We start from the raw sequence: 18,220 nt of genomic DNA on the forward strand, positions 1-18,220 counted from the left end.
CGTCGTGGAGGCCGCCCCGGTTGCCCCGGCCGCCCCGGTCGCCGCGCCTGTCGAGGCTGTCGAGGAGTCCGCCGCTCCGGCGCCGCGTGCCCGCCGCCGTGCCACCCGCGCCGTCACGGCCCCCGAGGCGCCCGTCGCCGAGGTCGCCGAGTCCCCTGCCGAGGCGCCCGCGCAGAAGGCCACCGTCACCGTGGCCGACGCCGTGGACTCCCCGAAGCGCGGCGGCCGCCGCCGTGCCACCCGCTCCACCGCGTCCGCCGCTCCGGCCGCCGCACCGGTGCAGCCCGCCGCGGAGGAGTCCGCCGCCCCGGCGCGCGGCCGCCGCGCCGTGCGTCCCGCCGTCGCCGTGTTCCAGGCGCCGGTCTTCGCCGAGCCGATGTTCCAGACCCCGGAGACCGCCGCCATGGCCGCCGCGGCCGCCGCCGCGGCCGCCCCGGCCGAGGAGGTCGAGGAAGAGGAAGAGCTCGAAGTCGAGGTCGGGGCCGTCCAGGCGCCCGCCGCCGCCCAGCCGGCCGGCCGCCGCCGTCGCCGCGGCCGCGGTGCGGCCGAGGCCGCACCGGCCGAGTCGGCGCCGGTCTCGCTGGCCGACGTGGAGCGCGTCGAGGACGAGGCCGAGGCCGCCGAGCTCGACGAGGAGAGCCCCGAGTTCGACGAGGGTGACGAGACCGGCGAGCGCCCGTCCCGCCGCCGCCGTCGCGGTGGCCGCCGCCGTCGCCGCGGTGAGGCCGCCGACCTCGACGAGTCAGCCGAGGAAGAGGCCGAGACCGCCGACCAGGAGGCGGAGGAGGAAGAGGGCTCCGCCGAAGAGGACGACGAGGAGAACGGGGCCCTCGGCTCCAGCTCCAGCCGTCGCCGCCGTCGCCGCCGCCGTCGCAGCGGTGACACCGGTACGGACGCCGAGGCGGGCGAGGAGGACGGTGTGCGCACCGTCGTCAAGGTCCGCGAGCCGCGCCCGGCCCGCGAGAAGGCCGAGCCGTCCGACGAGGTGCAGTCCATCAAGGGCTCGACCCGTCTGGAGGCGAAGAAGCAGCGCCGCCGCGAGGGCCGCGAGCAGGGCCGCCGCCGCGTCCCGATCATCACCGAGGCCGAGTTCCTGGCCCGCCGCGAGGCCGTCGAGCGCGTCATGGTGGTCCGCCAGTCCGGCGAGCGCACCCAGATCGGCGTCCTCGAGGACAACGTGCTCGTCGAGCACTACGTCAACAAGGAAGAAGCCACCTCGTACGTCGGCAACGTCTACCTGGGCAAGGTCCAGAACGTGCTGCCGTCGATGGAGGCCGCCTTCATCGACATCGGCAAGGGCCGCAACGCCGTCCTGTACGCCGGCGAGGTCAACTTCGAGGCGCTCGGCATGGCCAACGGGCCGCGCCGCATCGAGTCGGCCCTCAAGTCCGGCCAGTCGGTCCTGGTGCAGGTCACCAAGGACCCGATCGGCCACAAGGGCGCCCGCCTGACCAGCCAGGTCTCGCTGCCCGGCCGCTACCTGGTCTACGTGCCCGAGGGCTCGATGACCGGCATCAGCCGCAAGCTGCCCGACACCGAGCGCGCGCGCCTGAAGACCATCCTCAAGAAGATCGTCCCCGAGGACGCGGGCGTCATCGTGCGCACCGCCGCCGAGGGCGCGAGCGAGGACGAGCTGCGCCGCGACGTCGAGCGTCTGCAGGCCCAGTGGGAGGACATCCAGAAGAAGGCGAAGCAGATCTCGACCTCTTCGCCGAGCCTGCTGTACGGCGAGCCGGACATGACGGTCCGCGTCGTGCGCGACATCTTCAACGAGGACTTCTCGAAGGTCATCGTCAGCGGTGACACTGCCTGGGAGACCATCCACGGCTACGTGAACCACGTGGCCCCGGACCTGGCCGACCGGCTGTCGCGCTGGACCTCCGAGGTCGACGTCTTCGCGACGTACCGGATCGACGAGCAGCTCGCCAAGGCGCTCGACCGCAAGGTGTGGCTGCCCTCGGGCGGTTCCCTCGTGATCGACAAGACCGAGGCGATGATCGTCATCGACGTCAACACCGGCAAGTTCACCGGTCAGGGCGGCAACCTCGAAGAGACGGTCACCAGGAACAACCTGGAGGCGGCCGAGGAGATCGTGCGCCAGCTGCGGCTGCGCGACCTCGGCGGCATCGTCGTCATCGACTTCATCGACATGGTCCTGGAGTCCAACCGCGACCTGGTCCTGCGGCGGATGCTGGAGTGCCTGGGCCGCGACCGTACGAAGCACCAGGTCGCCGAGGTGACCTCGCTGGGCCTGGTCCAGATGACCCGCAAGCGGGTGGGCCAGGGTCTGCTGGAGTCCTTCTCCGAGACCTGTGTCCACTGCAACGGGCGCGGTGTGATCGTGCACATGGAGACGCCGACCGCGGTCGGCGGCGGTGGCAACGGCAAGCGCGCCAAGCGGCGCGGCGGCCGCGGCCACGAGCACGACCACGAGATCGAGGGCGTGGAGACCGTCGAGGTCCTCGAAGCCGACACCGAGACCGAGGCCGAGGTGGCCGCCGAACTCGCGACGCCGGTGGCGCTGCCCGAGCCGGCGTTCGTCGCGGACGAGGAGCTCTACAGCAGCCCGGCCGAGGCGGAGGCAGCGGCCGGCGGTCTGAGCGGCCGCCGCAACCGCCGCCGCGCCACCCGCAAGGCGACCGCCCCGGCGGGCGCCCCGCGCGGTACTGCCGCCCCGGCGCCGGCCCGCGAGGCCGAGCCCGTGGCCGAGCCGGTGATCGAGGCCGTCGTCGAGCCGGTGGTCGAGGCCGAGCCGGTGGCCGAGGCCGCCGACACGGTGCTGGAGCCGGCCGCCGAGGTCGTCGTGGAGGCCGTGGAGGCCGCCGAGACGGTCGAGGCCGCGCCCAAGGGCCGTACGCGACGCCGTGCCACCCGCAAGGCCACGGCCCCGGCCCCGGTGGCCGAGACCGCCGCCGAGCCGGAGCCGGTCGTGGAGGCGGCCCCGGAGCCCGAGGCCGTGGAGGCCCCGGTCGCCGAGGCCCCGGTCGAGGAGGAGGCCCCGGTCGTGGCCGAGGCCGCCCCGGCCCGTCCCCGCCGCCGTGCCACCCGTAAGGCCACCGCGCCCGCCGGCTCCCCGGCCGGCGCGGCGGAGGCCGCCGTCCTGGTCGTCGAGACCGCCGCAGCCGAGCCCGAGGCCGCCTCGGCCGAGCCCGAGGCCGCCCCGGCCCCGGCCGAGGCGACGGAGGCCCCCGAGGAGGCCGAGGCAGCCGAGAAGCCGGCCAAGAAGGCGGTCCGCAAGACGGCTGCCAAGAAGGCCCCGGCGAAGAAGGCCACCGCCGCCAAGAAGGCGACCGCAGCCAAGAAGACCGTGGCCAAGAAGGCGACCGCCAAGAAGACCACGGCGAAGCGGACGACGAAGAAGACCGCGGCGGCCGAACAGCAGTCGCAGCCTTCCGTCTCGGCCCCGGCCGAGGACTGATCCACCGCCGCACGACCCGCTCCACCCGGCCATGCCCGGCACCGAACTCCCGGTGCCGGGCATGGCCCTTTTCCACCGGCCCCTCACGCCCACTATGTCGGCGACTACGAGAAATGATGCGCAGTAAGGTGCCGTTCGACATCACTCGCCCCGTGGCCCCTTGGGTCGTCTTCGGGCCCCGCGGCGCGGCTGAATTCACGGAGCAGGCGGCGGCCTTCAGCGCAACGGGCGGCCGGGTGTACGAGGTGGACGCCCGCGACCTGGTCGACGGGGCCGCGGTGTGTGACGCTCTCGCCCGGGCAGTCGGGTATCCCGGCTCCTTCGGCTGGAACTGGGATGCCCTGGTCGACCGTCTCGACGACCTCGGCGACGCCCTCACGGGCGGGGTCGGGATCGTCGTGGTCGTCCGAGGGGCCGACGCGCTGCTGGGGGCGGACCACCTCAGGGTGTTCATGACGATGCTCTGTCTCGGGGCGGACCGCGCGAACAACGAGGTGGATCCGGACGGCAACCTCAGGGACGAGCCGGTGGTGATCGAGCACTTCGTCTTCCTGCTCGACGAGGTCCGTGCCGAGGATTTCGCGGCTGGGATCGAGCACCCCGACCTGGACGTGGGCGCGGAAGGGGACTTCCTCACGGTGACCCTCGACCTCGACGTGTGGCGGCCCGACCCGGCCGGACGCCCGAAGGCCTCTTGACCTCCTGAGGCGAGGGCAAGCGGGACCCGGTTTGATTCATCGGAGCGCGGCCCGTAACCTGGGACGTCGGCGTGTCTGTGTGCACGCCATCCACTGAGCACCTCACCTCCCGTACCGCCGCGCGGTGTGGGGGAGGCCGGCCTGCGGGTTTCTGCGGGGCCGGCTGGCTTCAGGGGTTCCGAACTCGAGTGAGAGAGAGATCCGCGTGTACGCCATCGTGCGCAGCGGTGGTCGCCAGCACAAGGTTGCTGTCGGCGACATCGTTGAGGTTGACAAGATTTCCACTGCCAAGGTTGGCGACACGGTCGAGCTCTCGACCCTGCTCGTTGTCGACGGCGACGCCGTGACCAGCGACCCGTGGGTCCTGGCCGGTATCAAGGTCACGGCCGAGATCGTGGACCACCACAAGGGCGCCAAGATCGACATCCTGCGCTACAAGAACAAGACCGGCTACCGCCGTCGCCAGGGTCACCGCCAGCAGTACACGGCGATCAAGGTCACCGGTATCCCCGCGGCTGCGAAGTAAGAGGGACTGACACATGGCACACAAGAAGGGCGCATCGTCCACCCGGAACGGGCGCGATTCCAATGCTCAGCGGCTCGGCGTGAAGCGCTTCGGCGGTCAGGTCGTTTCCGCTGGTGAGATCCTCGTCCGCCAGCGCGGCACCCACTTCCACCCCGGTTCGGGCGTGGGCCGTGGCGGCGACGACACGCTGTTCGCGCTGCAGGCGGGTGCCGTCGAGTTCGGCACGCACCGTGGCCGCAAGGTCGTCAACATCGTTCCGGCCGCCTGATCCAGCTCCTGCTGATCAGCGGTACGTAACCTCCCGAGGGCGGATCTCAGCTCTTCCCGGCGCGAGCCAGGAAGAGAGGTCCGCCCTCGGCGCGTTGTCATATAGACCACGTTTTAATGGGCAGCTAGGCCTGCCCGGGACATTCCCGTATGTATCTGGAGGAACAACCATGACCACCTTCGTGGACCGCGTCGAGCTGCACGTCGCCGCGGGTAACGGGGGCCACGGCTGCGCCTCCGTTCACCGGGAGAAGTTCAAGCCGCTCGGCGGCCCCGACGGCGGCAACGGCGGCCGTGGCGGCGACGTCATCCTGGTGGTGGAGCAGGCGATCACGACCCTGCTGGACTACCACCACAGCCCCCACCGCAAGGCCACCAACGGCAAGCCCGGAGAGGGCGGCAACCGCTCCGGCAAGGACGGCCAGGACCTGGTCCTGCCCGTGCCGGACGGCACCGTCGTCCTCGACAAGGAGGGCAACGTCCTCGCCGACCTCGTCGGCCAGGGCACCACGTACGTGGCCGCCGAGGGCGGCCGCGGCGGCCTCGGCAACGCAGCGCTGTCCTCCGCCCGCCGCAAGGCCCCCGGCTTCGCCCTCCTCGGCGTCCCCGGCGCCACCGGCGACATCGTCCTTGAGCTCAAGACCGTCGCGGACGTGGCCCTCGTCGGCTTCCCGAGCGCCGGCAAGTCCTCGCTGATCTCGGTGCTCTCCTCCGCCAAGCCGAAGATCGCGGACTACCCCTTCACCACCCTCGTCCCGAACCTGGGCGTCGTCACGGCCGGCTCGACCGTCTACACGATCGCCGACGTCCCCGGCCTGATTCCGGGCGCCAGCCAGGGCAAGGGCCTCGGCCTGGAGTTCCTGCGCCACGTCGAGCGCTGCTCGGTCCTCGTGCACGTCCTGGACACCGCCACCCTGGAGTCCGACCGCGACCCGATCGCCGACCTCGACGTGATCGAGGAGGAGCTCAAGCTCTACGGCGGCGGCCTGGAGAAGCGTCCGCGCCTCGTCGTCCTCAACAAGGTCGACATCCCCGACGGCCAGGAGCTCGCCGACATGGTCCGTCCGGACCTGGAGGCCCGCGGCTACAAGGTCTTCGAGGTCTCCGCGGTCGCCCGTACGGGCCTCAAGGAGCTCTCGTACTTCCTGGCCGAGGGCATCGCCAAGGCGCGCGCCCGCAAGCCGAAGCAGGAGGCGACCCGCATCGTCATCCGCCCGAAGGCCGTGGACGACGCCGGCTTCACCGTCACCTACGACGAGGTCGAGGACGTCTACAGGGTGCGCGGCGAGAAGCCGGAGCGCTGGGTCCGCCAGACCGACTTCAACAACGACGAGGCCGTGGGCTACCTGGCCGACCGCCTCAACCGCCTCGGTGTCGAGGACGCGCTGAAGAAGGCCGGCGCCCGCGCCGGCGACGGCGTGGCCATCGGCTCCGACGAGAACGCGGTCGTCTTCGACTGGGAGCCGACCGTGATGGCCGGCGCCGAGATGCTGGGCCGCCGCGGCGAGGACCACCGTCTGGACGCCCCGCGTCCGGCCACCACCCGCCGCAAGGAGAAGGAAGCCCAGCGCGGGGACTCGGCGCAGAAGGAGTACGACGAGTTCCGGCCCTTCTGACCTGCCGGTCCGCCGCCGTGGCTCCGTGGACGGCGGAGTTGAAGTGATGTTTACCCCGGTCGCCTAGGATCCACCGGGTGAGCAGCAGCAACACTCCCAGCGTTTCCGTCGTGGTGATCGCGTACAACGATGCCGTGCTCGTGGGCGAGGCCGTTTCCTCGGCCCTCGCCCAGGGCCCGGTCGTCGCCGAGGTGATCGCCGTGAACGACGCCTCGGCCGACGGCACCGCGCAGGTGCTGGACGAGCTGGCCGCCGTCCACCCCCGCCTGAAGGTCGTGCACCGCACGGAGAACAGCGGGGGCTGCGGCACCCCGCGCAACGACGGGATCGCCGCGGCGACCTCCCCGTACGTCCTCTTCCTCGACAGCGACGACGTGCTGCCCCCGGGGGCGGCCGACGCGCTCGTGCGCGCCGCCGGGGAACACGGCGCGCCGGTGACCGTCGGCGCGTGCGTACGGCGTGAGTTGCCGCTCCATCACGACGTGCCCTGGATGCCCGGGCTGTACACCCCGGGTGACGTGATCGAGCGGCCCGCCGACCGGCCCGAGCTGGTCCGCGACACCCTCTGCGTCAACAAGCTGTACGAGCGGGCCTTCCTCGACAAGCACGGGATCCGCTTCCCCGACGGCCGGTTCGTCTACGAGGACTTCGTCTTCACCGCGCGCGTCCTGGCCGCAGCCCCGCGCATCGCCGTCATCGGCGACCTCGTCTACGTCTGGCACGTGCGCCGCGACGCCGCCCAGGTGTCGATCTCCCTCGACCGCAAGGACGTCGGCAACTGGCGCTCCCGGATCGAGGCCCACCGCGAGGCCCGCCGCATCATCACCGCATCCTCCCCGGAGCTGGGCCTCGCCTGCCAGGTGAAGTTCCTGGAGTACGACCTGCGCATGTATCTGCGCGAGCTCGGCAAGGACCCCGAGTACCAGGCCGCTTGGTGGACGCTGACCCGCGATTACCTCACCGGTTTCGACGAGGCCGCCGTGGAGGCCGCCGGGGAGCGCGCCCGCTGGATCGTCCGGCTGCTGCGGGCCACCGCGACCCCGCCCGCCGACGTCGAGCGGCTCACCCGCTTCGCCGCCGAGCCGCCCCGGCTGCTGCCCCCGTACGCCACCGGCCCCGGCGGGCAGCCCGTGTGGAGCGAGGAGCTCCCGGTGGTCCTCGACGGGCTGGCCGGGCTCGCGATGGCCGACTTGCCCGTCAGCGTCGACGCCGAACCGGTCGGCGCCGGCCGGCTGCGGGTGCGGGTGCGCGAGCTGTACGGGCGTCTCGCCGAGGCCGGACCGCGCACGGTCCGGCTGAGCTTCGTGCCGCGCTCGGGCGGGCAGCCGGTCCTGGACCGGCCGGTCGAGCTGTGCGCGGCCGCCGACGGCGACGGCTGGACCGCCGAACTGCCGTTCCGCCTCACCGGCGTGGCCGCGGCGGGGCGCCGCCAGGGCCGCCGCGGCATGCAGGCGTGGGGGGTTCAGGTGGGCGTGGAGTTCGCCGACGGGAGCTCCCTGGTCACCTCCCCGCGCCCCCTCGACGGGCTCCTGCACCGCCGCGCCCTGCCGAGCAGCAGGTACGGTGTTCTGCTGGCGCAGCCGTTCCGTACGGGCGGGGGATCGCTGGCCCTGCGGCTCGCGCCGGGTGCCGCGGGCGCGCTGAGCCTCGTACGCAACCGTCTCCACCGGGCCCGGGCCGGCCGCGGATCGGAGTGAAGACAGGCGGCGACCGAAAGGTCGCCCGAGATTTCGGACAGGACCCCGGATCCGCTCCGGGGACCCCAGGGAGATACGCATGACTTTTCTGATCACTGGTGGCGCCGGCTACATCGGCTCCCACGTCGTCCGCGCGATGGTGGCCGCGGGTGAGAGCGTCGTCGTCTACGACGACCTCTCCACGGGCAACGAGGACCGCGTCCCGGAGGGCGTCCCGCTGGTGATCGGCACGGTCCTGGACCGGCTGAACCTGGACGAGACCCTGCGGCGCTACAAGATCACCGGCGTGGTCCACCTGGCGGGCAAGAAGCAGGTCGGCGAGTCCGTCGAGAAGCCGCTGTACTACTACCACGAGAACGTGGAGGGCCTTCAGGTCCTGCTGGGCGCGGTGGCCGCGGCGGGCGTGCGCAACTTCCTGTTCTCCTCCTCCGCCTCCGTGTACGGCATGCCCGACGTGGAGCTCGTCACCGAGGAGACCCCCTGCGCGCCGCTGAGCCCGTACGGCGAGACCAAGCTCGCGGGCGAGTGGCTGGTCCGGGCGGCGGGCAAGGCGCACGGAATCTCCACCGCCTGCCTGCGCTACTTCAACGTGGCGGGCGCGGCCGCCCCCGAGCTCGCGGACACCGGTGTCTTCAACCTGGTGCCGATGGTCTTCGAGCGCTTCGACAAGGGGGAGGGCGCCCGGATCTTCGGCGACGACTACCCGACCCCGGACGGCACCTGCATCCGCGACTACATCCACGTCGAGGACCTGGCCGAGGCCCACGTGGCGGCGGCCCGCAAGCTCGTCGAGTGGGGCGCGACCGGCGACCACAGGGACCTCACCGTCAACATCGGCCGCGGCGAGGGCGTCTCCGTTCGGGAGATGGCGCAGCTGCTGAACGAGGGCACCGGGCACACGTACGAGCCCGTCGTCGTGCCGCGCCGCCCCGGTGACCCGGCGAAGGTCGTGGCCTCGGCCGACAAGATCGCCGCGGAGCTGGGCTGGAAGGCCAGGCACGACGTCCGCGAGATGATCACCTCGGCCTGGGAGGGCTGGGAGGCCAATCGCAAGGGCGAACTGCCGCACGTCGCGCGCTGAGCCCGCACCCCGCGCAGGACGACATGAAGCCGCCCGCCCCGGAATGCGTCCGGGGCGGGCGGCTTCATGCCGTACGGCTGCTCAGCCCTGCAGGGCTCGGCACTGCAGGGCTCAGCGTTCCGGGGCTCAGCGCTCCAGGAACGCGAACAGCTCTTCCCAGCGGTCGGTGATCTCGGTGCTGGAGTACCGCCGCACGTTGCGGAAGGCGTTGTCGCCCAGCCGGTCGCGCAGTTCGCGGTCCGCCATCAGCACGTCGAGGTGCCCGGCGAGCTCCATCGTGTTGCCCAGCCGGGCCAGCAGCCCGTCCTCGCCGTGCTCGACGATCTCCCGTACGCCCGGCGCGCAGTCGAACGCGGCCACCGGCACGCCCGCGGCCATCGCCTCCAGCAGCGTGATCGGGAAGCCCTCCGCCCGCGAGGCCTGCGCGAAGACCGAGGCCCCGCGCAGCGCGCCCAGCACGTCGTCGGTGCTGCCCATCCACTCCACGGAGTCGCCCAGCCCGAGGGCCGCGGCGTGCGCCCGCAGCGCCGGCTCCTCCACGCCCGCCCCGTAGATCCGCAGGACCCAGTCGGGGTGGTGCGGGGAGGCGTCCGCCCACGCGTCGAGCAGCAGGTCCATGCCCTTCTCGAAGGCGAGGCGGCCGACGCTGGCGACGACCTTCCCGGTGCGGGGCGCGGGGGAGTCCGGCATGAACGGCAGCGGGTTCGGCATGCTGTCCACGTTCTCCATGCCGGCCCGGATCCACAGGTCCGCGTCCTCCGGGGTCAGCACCAGCAGCCGGTCGACCTCGGGGTAGTGGCGGCGGACCCGCTCGCCGCGGGTGGACTTCTGGCTGGCCTCGAACGACTCGTGGCTCATGCCGATGACGCTGAGCCCCTTGGTGTCGGCGAGTGCCACCCACTCCATCGCCCAGACCTGCGTGACGATCACGACGGCCCCGGGGGCGGCCGCGCGCAGCAGCTCGTTCAGCTTCTCCGCCTTGGCCCGCATCTGCGCCCGCCGCGCAGCCTGGCGGCGCCGCTCGGGGGCGTTGAGCCGGCCCTTGATCCCGCGCAGGCTGCGCGCCTTCGGCGGGTGGGTGTCGTACAGGGTGGTCATCGCGTACGGCAGGTCCTGCGGCAGCTTCTGCCGGATCTCCTCGGCGACCGGGGCGATGCCGACGATGTGCACCCGGTGCCCGCGGTCGGTGAACAGCCTGGCCATCTGGTGCGACCAGGTCGTCACGCCGCCGAGCTCGTCGACGCTGTTGGAGACGATGAAGATGTCCCGGCTCACTTGCCGCTCCCGGTGAAGAACTTCTCGACGATCTGGCGGGCGGCGTCCCCGCGGTCGTACTCGCCGAACTCGGTGAGGAAACGCTGCCGGGCCTCGGCGTACTTGGCGTCCGCCTCGTCGAAGGCGGCCAGCGCCTGGAGGAGTTCGTCGGCCGTGGCGACCACCGGGCCGGGGGCCTTCTCCTTCAGGTCGAAGTACGTGCCGCGGATGTCGGTCGCGTACTTCTCGTAGTCGTACGCGAAGAACACCATCGGCCGGTCCAGGACCGAGTAGTCGAACATCACGGACGAGTAGTCCGTGATCAGCCCGTCGGCCAGTGCCAGCAGCGGGGTGATGTCGTGGTGCCGGGACACGTCGATGACCCGGCCCGCGACCGATGGCGGCAGCGAGACGCTGTTGAGGTAGTGGGTGCGCACGAGCAGCGTGAAGCGGTCGCCGAGGCGCTCGGCGAACTCCTCCACGTCGAAGGGGAACTCGAAGCCCTCCACCGCCCCGTCCGCGGTCGCCCGGAAGGTCGGCGCGTACAGCAGCACCTTCTTCTCCGGGTCGATGCCGAGCTCGGCCGCGAGCGGCCCGCGCACCCGCTCCCCGCTCTGGGCCTCGGCGCGGTGCGCCTCGACCAGGGCGTCGTTGCGCGGGTAGCCGGTGCGCAGCAGCACCTCGTCGCGCAGCCGGAAGCCCTTGGCGAGGGTGCGGGCGTCGTGCTCGGAGCGGATCAGGAAGTGGTCGAAGCGGTTGACGGCCGCCTGGAAGCGGTCCTGGCCGGCCTTGCCCTGGGCCTTGGTCCGGGGCTCGTGGAAGCCCATGCGCTTGAGCGCGGAGCCGTGCCAGGTCTGGATGTACGTGGTTCCCTCGCGCTTGGCCAGGGCCAGGGGGAAGCCCTGGTTGTCGACCCAGAACTCCGCCTGAGCCAGCGCGCGCAGGTACGGCCAGCTCCAGCGGCGCACCAGGGTGGCCTCCTTGGGGAAGCCGGTGGGCTTGCCGCCCGCGTACGACCAGATCGCCTCGAACGGGACGCCTTGGCGGACCATCTCCTCGTAGATCGCCTTCGGGCTGTCGCTGTACTGCTTGCCCATGTGGCTCTCGAAGACGACCGTGCCCTTCTTGACCGGCAGCTTCGAGAAGACCTCGTGGTAGACCTTCACCTTCTGCTCGCCCGAGCCGAGGTTGCGGCGGGCCCGCAGGGCCTTGCGCAGCCCCCGCTTGACCACGCCGGCGGCCTTGCCGTGCATCGCGCTGCTGATCAGCGTCTGCGTGCGCACGGCGGCGGCGCCCTGGGCGGTCAGGACGTAGGAGAGGTTCCCCTTCTTGGTGACCTCCGGCGCGAAACGGTCGGAGACCAGCCGGGTCAGGCGCGGGCGCACCCGCAGGCGGGCGGCCGACTCCATGTCGACCCCGCCGACGGAGACGCGGGTGGTGAGGCGGGTGCGGCCGGCGGTCAGCTTCAGGCGGACGTCCCAGACGGCGTCGATGATGCCGAGGGGGCGGACGGTGCCGGCGATGTCGGCCGTGGCGGTCCACTCGATCGTGTCACCGGCGTGCCGCACGGTTGCCACCGGGAAGCTGAACGACCGCACGCCGATCTGACGGCGCGCGCGGAACTCCAGCGTGGCCTTCAGCTCCGCTTCCGGGCTGATCCGGCCCAGCGGGTTGACCACGGCGCCCGAGAGCGTGACCGTGCCGCGCCCGTCGTCCTCGTACGAGGTCAGCCGGTTTCCCAGCGCGAGGGAGGAGAGCGGCGCGGTGTGGAAGCCCTGGTCGGTGACGTCCAGTATCCGTCGGGCCTCGGCGCCGTCGGTCTCGTCGTCGATGTGCGCTGCGCACCAGTAGACGCGGCCGTCGCGCTCGGCGAGCGGGGAGGTGAGCCGGCCCTTGTTGGTCATGGCGTCGGCGGCCGGGATCAGGTTGTCCCAGTCCTCCTTGCCGAGCAGGTAGGCGCAGATCGCCTGGAGGTACGTGACGTTCTCGTACGCGGCCGGGTCGATGCCGGCCAGGTAGCCGTTGGCGAGGCGGGCGAACTCCTGGCGGTACGCGTCGCCCAGCAGGGGCAGGTCGCGCAGGTGCAGCACCAGGTCGTGCTTGAGGAACTTGGCGTCCTTCGCGGACTTGATGTCCGTGTGGCCCTTGGCGGCCAGCAGTTCGTCGACGCGGCGGTGGATCTCCATCCGGTGGACGAAGTTCGCGATCTCGTGGCGCCGGTTGCTGATGGACTTCGCCGCTGCCTTCTCGACCACGTTCCAGTAGTAGACGTGGTTCGGGATCAGCGTGATGCGGCGGGCGGCCACGTAGGCCTGCGCGGAGAAGAGCAGGTCCTCGTAGTGGATGCCGACCGGGAACTCCAGGCCCTGCTCCAGGAGGAACGCGCGCCGGTAGCACTTGTTCGTGGAGAGGGTGTCGTAGACCAGCAGGTCCGGGTCCTCGGTGATCGACTCCAGCGTGCGGGTGCGCGAGTAGATCCACGGGTACCACTCGGTGGTCTTGCCCCACCGGTTGTCGAGGTGCACGCGCACGCACATCCCGGAGACCAGGTCGGAACCGGTCCGCTCGGCCGCGGCCAGCATGTTGCGGCAGGCGTTCCGCTCCAGCACGTCGTCGCTGTCCAGGAACATGACGTACGTGCCGGTGGCCTGCCGGATGCCGTGGTTGCGCGGGGCGCCGCAGCCGCCGCTGTTCTCAGGCAGCCGGAAGGCGCGCACTCTGCCCGGGTGCGCGGCTTCGAGCTCCTGGGCGATCGCGTACGACCGGTCCTTGCTGCAGTCGTCGACGATCACGACTTCGACCCCGTGCAGGGTTTGGTCCAAAACCGACTGGACGGCTGTCGGCAGACGCTCTGCGTCGTTGTAGACGATGACGACCACGGAGACGTCAGGCACGTGCACCTCGATCCCTTTGTTCCATTCCGCTTAACCCGTCAAAGCTACCGTGTGCCGCGCTCGGATCCGGCAGGCCGACCCTCGGCGTGCATACTTCTAAGGAAGAGGTGTGTGGCGGGTCCGGTCGCCGACAATCACCCGTTCGGACCCAGCAGGAAGTGTTCATGACGAAGCTGTCCGTAGTAGTCCCTTGCTACAACGAAGAAGCCGTGATCGACAGCTTCGACCTGGAGATCCGCAGGGTCCTGGACTCCCTGCCCGTCGAGTACGAGGTCTGCTACGTCGACGACGGCAGCCGTGACGGCACCCTCGCCAAGCTTCGCAAGATCGCCTCCGAGCACGGGGACCGGACCCGGTACGTCTCCTTCAGCCGCAACTTCGGCAAGGAGGCGGGCATGCTCGCGGGCCTGCGCGAGGCCACCGGCGACGCGGTCGTGATCATGGACGCCGACCTCCAGCACCCGCCGGAGCTCATCGCCACCATGCTCGACTACCACCGGCAGGGCCACGACCAGATCATCGCCCGCCGGACCCGCGAGGGCGACAAGAAGGTCCGCTCCGTCCTCAGCCGCCTCTACTACCGCGGGGTCAACCGCTGGGTCGACGTGGAGCTCACCGACGGCGTCGGCGATTTCCGCATGCTGTCCCGGCCGGCCGTGGACGCGCTGCTGTCGCTGCCGGAGTACAACCGCTTCTCCAAGGGCCTCTTCTCCTGGATCGGCTTCGACACCGTCCACTTCGACTACCGCAACGCGCAGCGCGAGGCCGGCGAGACGAAGTGGAAGTTCGGCGCGCTGCTGAACTACGCCATGGACGGGCTGATCTCCTTCAACAACCGGCCGCTGCGCATCGGGATCTGGGCGGGCGTGTCGCTGGTCGCGCTCACCGTCCTGTACGCCGTGTACATCGCCGTCATGGCCATGACCAACGGGGTCACCGCCCCCGGTTACGTCACCCTCGTCGCGATCATCACCGGCATCGGCGGCGTCCAGATGATCATGCTGGGCCTGATCGGCGAGTACATCGGCCGCATCTACTACGAGACCAAGCGCCGCCCGCACTTCCTGGTGAAGGAGGCGCACGGCGCGGACCCGCAGGCCCGCCCCGACGCCGCCGGGGTCCGGGCCGACGCCCGCGAGCGGGGCGGCCTGTCCGCCTCGCGCCGGACGGTCCCGGCCGAGCACGAGGTGCGCTGAACCATGCGCAGCCAGCTCGGCCAGATCCTCCGCTTCGGCCTCGTCGGAGCCGTCAACACCGGCACCTTCTTCGTCATCTACCTGCTGCTGCACCCGTGGATGCCGTACTTCCTCGCCTACACCCTCGCCTTCCTGCTGGCGATGGTCGGCTCGTTCTTCATGAACACGTACTTCACCTACCGGACCAGGCCCACCTGGAAGAAATTCCTCCTCTTCCCGCTGACGAACATCACGAACTACGTGATCCAGTCCGCCGGGCTCTACGCCCTGGTGACCTGGGCCGGGCTCGACACCCGGATCGCCCCGCTCGTCGCCGCCGTGGTGGCCATCCCCTTCACCTTCCTGCTCTCGCGCAAGATCCTCGTCCCGGGCGCGGCCGCCGGGGCCGACGACCCCGAGCCGGCCCGCAGCGGTTCCGGGGCCTGAGTCCACCGTCCGAAACCCCTGCGCGGGCGCGCCGCACCACCCCGTAGATTGAGGTGGCAGACGTACCGGCAAGGGGCAAGGGGACAGACGTGTCAGCGGCTAGGCAAGGTGTCGTGGACGCCCGCAGGATCGTGGTCAAGGTCGGCTCCTCCTCCCTGACCACCGCGGCGGGCGGACTCGACGCGGACCGGGTCGACGCCCTGGTCGACGTACTGGCCAAGGCGCGCAGCGGCGGCGAGAAGGAGATCGTCCTCGTCTCCAGCGGAGCCATCGCCGCCGGGCTCTCCCCGCTCGGCCTGCGCCGCCGCCCGACCGACCTGGCCCGGCAGCAGGCAGCCGCCAGCGTCGGGCAGGGTCTGCTGGTCGCCCGCTACACCGCTTCCTTCGCGCGGTACGGGGTCCGCGTCGGGCAGGTGCTGCTGACCAGCAACGACACCAGCCGCCGTGCCCACTACCGCAACGCGTACCGGACCCTGGACCAGCTCCTCGCCATGGGAGCCCTGCCGGTGGTCAACGAGAACGACACCGTCGCCACGGACGAGATCCGCTTCGGCGACAACGACCGGCTCGCCGCCCTCGTCGCCCACCTGGTCCGCGCCGACCTCCTCGTTCTCCTGTCCGATGTGGACGGGCTCTACGACGGCGACCCCTCGCTGCCCGGCACCACCCGCATCGACGAGGTGCGCGGCCCCGAGGACATCGCGCACGTCTCGATCGGCAGCGCGGGCAAGGCGGGCGTCGGCACCGGCGGCATGGTCACCAAGGTCGAGGCGGCGCGGATCGCGGCCGCGGCCGGCATCCCGGTCGTCCTCACCTCGGCGAGCCAGGCGGCCGACGCCCTCGCGGGCCGGCTCACCGGTACGCACTTCCACGCCACCGGCCGCCGCTCGGCGGACCGGCTGCTCTGGCTCCAGCACGCGTCGGCCCCGCAGGGGCACCTGGTCCTGGACGAGGGCGCCGTACGCGCGGTCACCGAGCGCGGCAGCTCCCTGCTGCCCGCCGGGATCGCGGCCGTCGAGGGCGATTTCGTCGCCGGGGACCCGGTGGAGCTGCGCGGGCCCGACGGCCGCGCCGTGGCCCGCGGGCTGGTCAACTTCGACGCCAAGGAACTCCCGCAGCTGCTGGGCCGCTCCACCCGGGAGCTGGCGAAGGAACTCGGCCCGGAGTACGAGCGCGAGGTCGTACACCGCGACGATCTGGTCCTGCTGGAGGGCTGAGGTTCGGTAAAACCGCCGCGCGGCGGGCCGGGGACTGGTCAACTGTGAAGGGCGGACAGGGATGGCGCAGACAGGAGGCGGGCTGGTGAGACGAGCGCTGACCAGCATCAGCGGCGGCGGGGACGGCGAGCAGGACGAGGCCTCCCGTCTCTGGCACGTCACCCTGAGCGTCTCCGGCAAGCCGGCGCCGCTGTCGGAGGTGCGGCGCGGCCTGGAGCAGCTGGCGCACGACCACCCCTTCCTGCTGACCAGCCGGTACGCCGACGACCACGCGGAGATCCGGTACTGGGAGGAGGCCCGCGACCTCCACGACGCCGCGGCCGTCGCCCTGCGGCTGTGGGGCGAACACCGCTCCTCGGCGCAGCTCCCGCCCTGGGAGATCGTCGGCCTGGAGGTCATCGACCGCGCGACGTACCACCTCCGAGTCGCGGAGGGCTACGGCCCGCCCCCGGCGCACCCGGTGGGCGTGCACCCGTACTAGGGCGTGCATCCGTACCCGGCGCGCGCACCCGTCCCAGGTCGCGCACCCGTACCGGGAGGCGCCGTGCCGCGCAGGGCCCCGTGAGACGGCCGTCTCGCGGGGTGGAACCCCCGCTGCCCCGGCGGGCCCGGGGACTACCCTGGGCGGCATGACCTCGCTCGACGCCCCCGTCTCGCCCGTGATCGCCACCGCGCAAGCCGCCCGTACCGCCGCCGCGGCCATCGCTCCGCTCCCGCGCTCCGCCAAGGACGCCGCCCTCCTGGCCATCGCGGACGCGCTGGTGGCCCGTACGGCCGAGATCGTCGAGGCCAACGCCGTGGACATCGCCAAGGCCCGCGAAGCCGGCACCAGCGAGACCGTCGTCGACCGCCTCACCCTCACCCCGGACCGCGTCGCGGCCATCGCCTCCGACGTCCGGGACGTCGCCGCCCTCCCCGACCCCGTCGGCGAGGTCGTGCGCGGCTCGACCCTCCCCAACGGGATCGACCTGCGCCAGATCCGCGTCCCCCTCGGCGTCGTCGGCATCATCTACGAGGCCCGCCCCAACGTCACCGTCGACGCCGCCGCCCTCTGCCTCAAGTCCGGCAACGCGGTCCTGCTGCGCGGCAGCTCCTCCGCGTACTCCTCCAACACCGCCCTCGTCGCGATCCTGCGCGACGCCGTCGAGAGCGCCGGCCTGCCCGCGGACGCGGTCCAGCTCGTCCCCGGAGAGTCCCGCGACTCCGTCCGCGAGCTGATGCGCGCCCGCGGCCTCGTCGACGTCCTCATCCCGCGCGGCGGCGCCTCGCTCATCAAGACCGTCGTCGAGGAGTCCATCGTCCCGGTCATCGAGACCGGTACCGGCAACTGCCACGTCTACGTGGACGCCCAGGCCGACCTCGACATGGCCGTGGACATCCTCGTCAACTCCAAGGCGCAGCGGCCCTCCGTCTGCAACTCCGCCGAGACCCTCCTGGTCCACCGCGACATCGCCGACGCGTTCCTGCCGCGCGCCCTCGACGCCCTCGCCGACGCCGGCGTGACCGTCCACGGCGACGAGCGGGTCCTCGCGGCCGCCGAGCACTCCAAGGCCACCGCGCTCCCCGCCACCGACGAGGACTGGGCCGCCGAGTACCTGTCGTACGACATCGCCGCCGGGGTCGTGGACTCCCTCGACGCCGCCGTCGCCCACATCCGCCGCTGGACCTCCGGTCACACCGAGGCGATCGTCACCACCTCGCAGGCCGCCGCCCGCCGTTTCACCCAGCTGGTCGACTCGACCACGGTCGCCGTAAACGCGTCCACCCGGTTCACCGACGGTGGCCAGTTCGGCTTCGGTGCCGAGATCGGGATCTCCACCCAGAAGCTGCACGCCCGGGGCCCCATGGGCCTTCCGGAGCTCACCTCCACCAAGTACATCGTCACGGGCGACGGTCACGTCCGGTAGTCGGACCCCGCACACCGGGTGGC

The 18,220-nt window shown here is 71.8% G+C and carries 14 protein-coding genes; 12 read left to right on the plus strand and 2 right to left on the minus strand.

All coding sequences use genetic code 11. The annotated features are described in order from the left end of the window. From ACS04_RS33090 to galE, 7 genes are all read left to right on the plus strand, one after another. Positions 1-3,418: Rne/Rng family ribonuclease (locus tag ACS04_RS33090; protein WP_048480571.1), on the plus strand; the 3,418-nt coding region annotated here is incomplete at its 5' end. A gap of 113 nt (positions 3,419-3,531) precedes the next feature. Further along, positions 3,532-4,116 (plus strand): barstar family protein, encoded by a 585-nt coding sequence (locus ACS04_RS35920; protein ID WP_245236679.1) that lies wholly within the window; start codon positions 3,532-3,534, stop codon positions 4,114-4,116. A gap of 205 nt (positions 4,117-4,321) precedes the next feature. Continuing rightward, entirely contained in the window at positions 4,322-4,642 is a 321-nt protein-coding gene (rplU, locus tag ACS04_RS33100) for a 50S ribosomal protein L21 (protein WP_030715748.1), read from the plus strand. A gap of 13 nt (positions 4,643-4,655) precedes the next feature. After that, positions 4,656-4,910, plus strand: a complete 255-nt coding sequence (gene rpmA / locus ACS04_RS33105; RefSeq protein WP_048480572.1) for a 50S ribosomal protein L27 — start codon at positions 4,656-4,658, stop codon at positions 4,908-4,910. A gap of 169 nt (positions 4,911-5,079) precedes the next feature. Further along, positions 5,080-6,525, plus strand: coding sequence for a GTPase ObgE (gene obgE, locus ACS04_RS33110; protein ID WP_048480573.1), 1,446 nt, complete (start codon positions 5,080-5,082; stop codon positions 6,523-6,525). Between the two features lie 77 nt (positions 6,526-6,602). Beyond that, positions 6,603-8,222 carry a glycosyltransferase family 2 protein gene (locus ACS04_RS33115; protein WP_048480574.1) on the plus strand — a complete coding sequence of 540 codons (1,620 nt, stop codon included), beginning with the start codon at positions 6,603-6,605 and terminating at the stop codon, positions 8,220-8,222. Positions 8,223-8,301: 79 nt separating this feature from the next. After that, positions 8,302-9,303, plus strand: coding sequence for a UDP-glucose 4-epimerase GalE (gene galE, locus ACS04_RS33120; RefSeq protein WP_048480575.1), 1,002 nt, complete (start codon positions 8,302-8,304; stop codon positions 9,301-9,303). Between the two features lie 126 nt (positions 9,304-9,429). Here the strand turns inward: galE and ACS04_RS33125 are convergent, their stop codons facing one another. Continuing rightward, positions 9,430-10,578 (minus strand): glycosyltransferase, encoded by a 1,149-nt coding sequence (locus ACS04_RS33125; protein WP_048480576.1) that lies wholly within the window; start codon positions 10,576-10,578, stop codon positions 9,430-9,432. Beyond that, the gene (locus ACS04_RS33130; RefSeq protein ID WP_048480577.1) at positions 10,575-13,457 is read right to left on the minus strand and encodes a bifunctional glycosyltransferase/CDP-glycerol:glycerophosphate glycerophosphotransferase; all 2,883 of its coding nucleotides are present in this window, start codon (positions 13,455-13,457) and stop codon (positions 10,575-10,577) included. Before ACS04_RS33130 ends, ACS04_RS33125 begins: the two co-directional genes overlap by 4 nt. Before the next feature lie 158 nt (positions 13,458-13,615). Between ACS04_RS33130 and ACS04_RS33135 the strand changes: the two genes are divergently transcribed. From ACS04_RS33135 to ACS04_RS33155, 5 genes are all read left to right on the plus strand, one after another. Next, entirely contained in the window at positions 13,616-14,647 is a 1,032-nt protein-coding gene (locus ACS04_RS33135; protein ID WP_048480578.1) for a glycosyltransferase family 2 protein, read from the plus strand. Positions 14,648-14,650: 3 nt separating this feature from the next. Continuing rightward, a complete protein-coding gene (locus tag ACS04_RS33140; protein ID WP_048480579.1) occupies positions 14,651-15,073 on the plus strand; it encodes a GtrA family protein in 423 nt (140 codons plus the stop codon). An 89-nt stretch (positions 15,074-15,162) separates the two neighbouring features. Further along, positions 15,163-16,290 (plus strand): glutamate 5-kinase, encoded by a 1,128-nt coding sequence (gene proB / locus ACS04_RS33145; RefSeq protein ID WP_078865619.1) that lies wholly within the window; start codon positions 15,163-15,165, stop codon positions 16,288-16,290. A gap of 61 nt (positions 16,291-16,351) precedes the next feature. Further along, positions 16,352-16,771 carry a hypothetical protein gene (locus tag ACS04_RS33150; RefSeq protein ID WP_078613336.1) on the plus strand — a complete coding sequence of 140 codons (420 nt, stop codon included), beginning with the start codon at positions 16,352-16,354 and terminating at the stop codon, positions 16,769-16,771. 148 nt (positions 16,772-16,919) lie between these two features. Continuing rightward, entirely contained in the window at positions 16,920-18,197 is a 1,278-nt protein-coding gene (locus ACS04_RS33155; RefSeq protein WP_048480580.1) for a glutamate-5-semialdehyde dehydrogenase, read from the plus strand. The last annotated feature ends 23 nt before the right edge of the window (positions 18,198-18,220 follow it).

It is taken from the genome of Streptomyces roseus (assembly GCF_001044425.1).
GTDB lineage: Bacteria > Actinomycetota > Actinomycetes > Streptomycetales > Streptomycetaceae > Streptomyces > Streptomyces roseus.

Excerpts from the sequence above, each read along its gene's own strand:
- rpmA (WP_048480572.1), top strand. The coding sequence starts at position 4,656 with ATGGCACACAAGAAGGGCGCATCGTCCACCCGGAACGGGCGCGATTCC.
- ACS04_RS33155 (WP_048480580.1), top strand. The coding sequence starts at position 16,920 with ATGACCTCGCTCGACGCCCCCGTCTCGCCCGTGATCGCCACCGCGCAA.
- ACS04_RS33140 (WP_048480579.1), top strand. The coding sequence starts at position 14,651 with ATGCGCAGCCAGCTCGGCCAGATCCTCCGCTTCGGCCTCGTCGGAGCC.
- galE (WP_048480575.1), top strand. The coding sequence starts at position 8,302 with ATGACTTTTCTGATCACTGGTGGCGCCGGCTACATCGGCTCCCACGTC.
- ACS04_RS33135 (WP_048480578.1), top strand. The coding sequence starts at position 13,616 with ATGACGAAGCTGTCCGTAGTAGTCCCTTGCTACAACGAAGAAGCCGTG.
- ACS04_RS35920 (WP_245236679.1), top strand. The coding sequence starts at position 3,532 with ATGATGCGCAGTAAGGTGCCGTTCGACATCACTCGCCCCGTGGCCCCT.
- ACS04_RS33150 (WP_078613336.1), top strand. The coding sequence starts at position 16,352 with ATGGCGCAGACAGGAGGCGGGCTGGTGAGACGAGCGCTGACCAGCATC.
- obgE (WP_048480573.1), top strand. The coding sequence starts at position 5,080 with ATGACCACCTTCGTGGACCGCGTCGAGCTGCACGTCGCCGCGGGTAAC.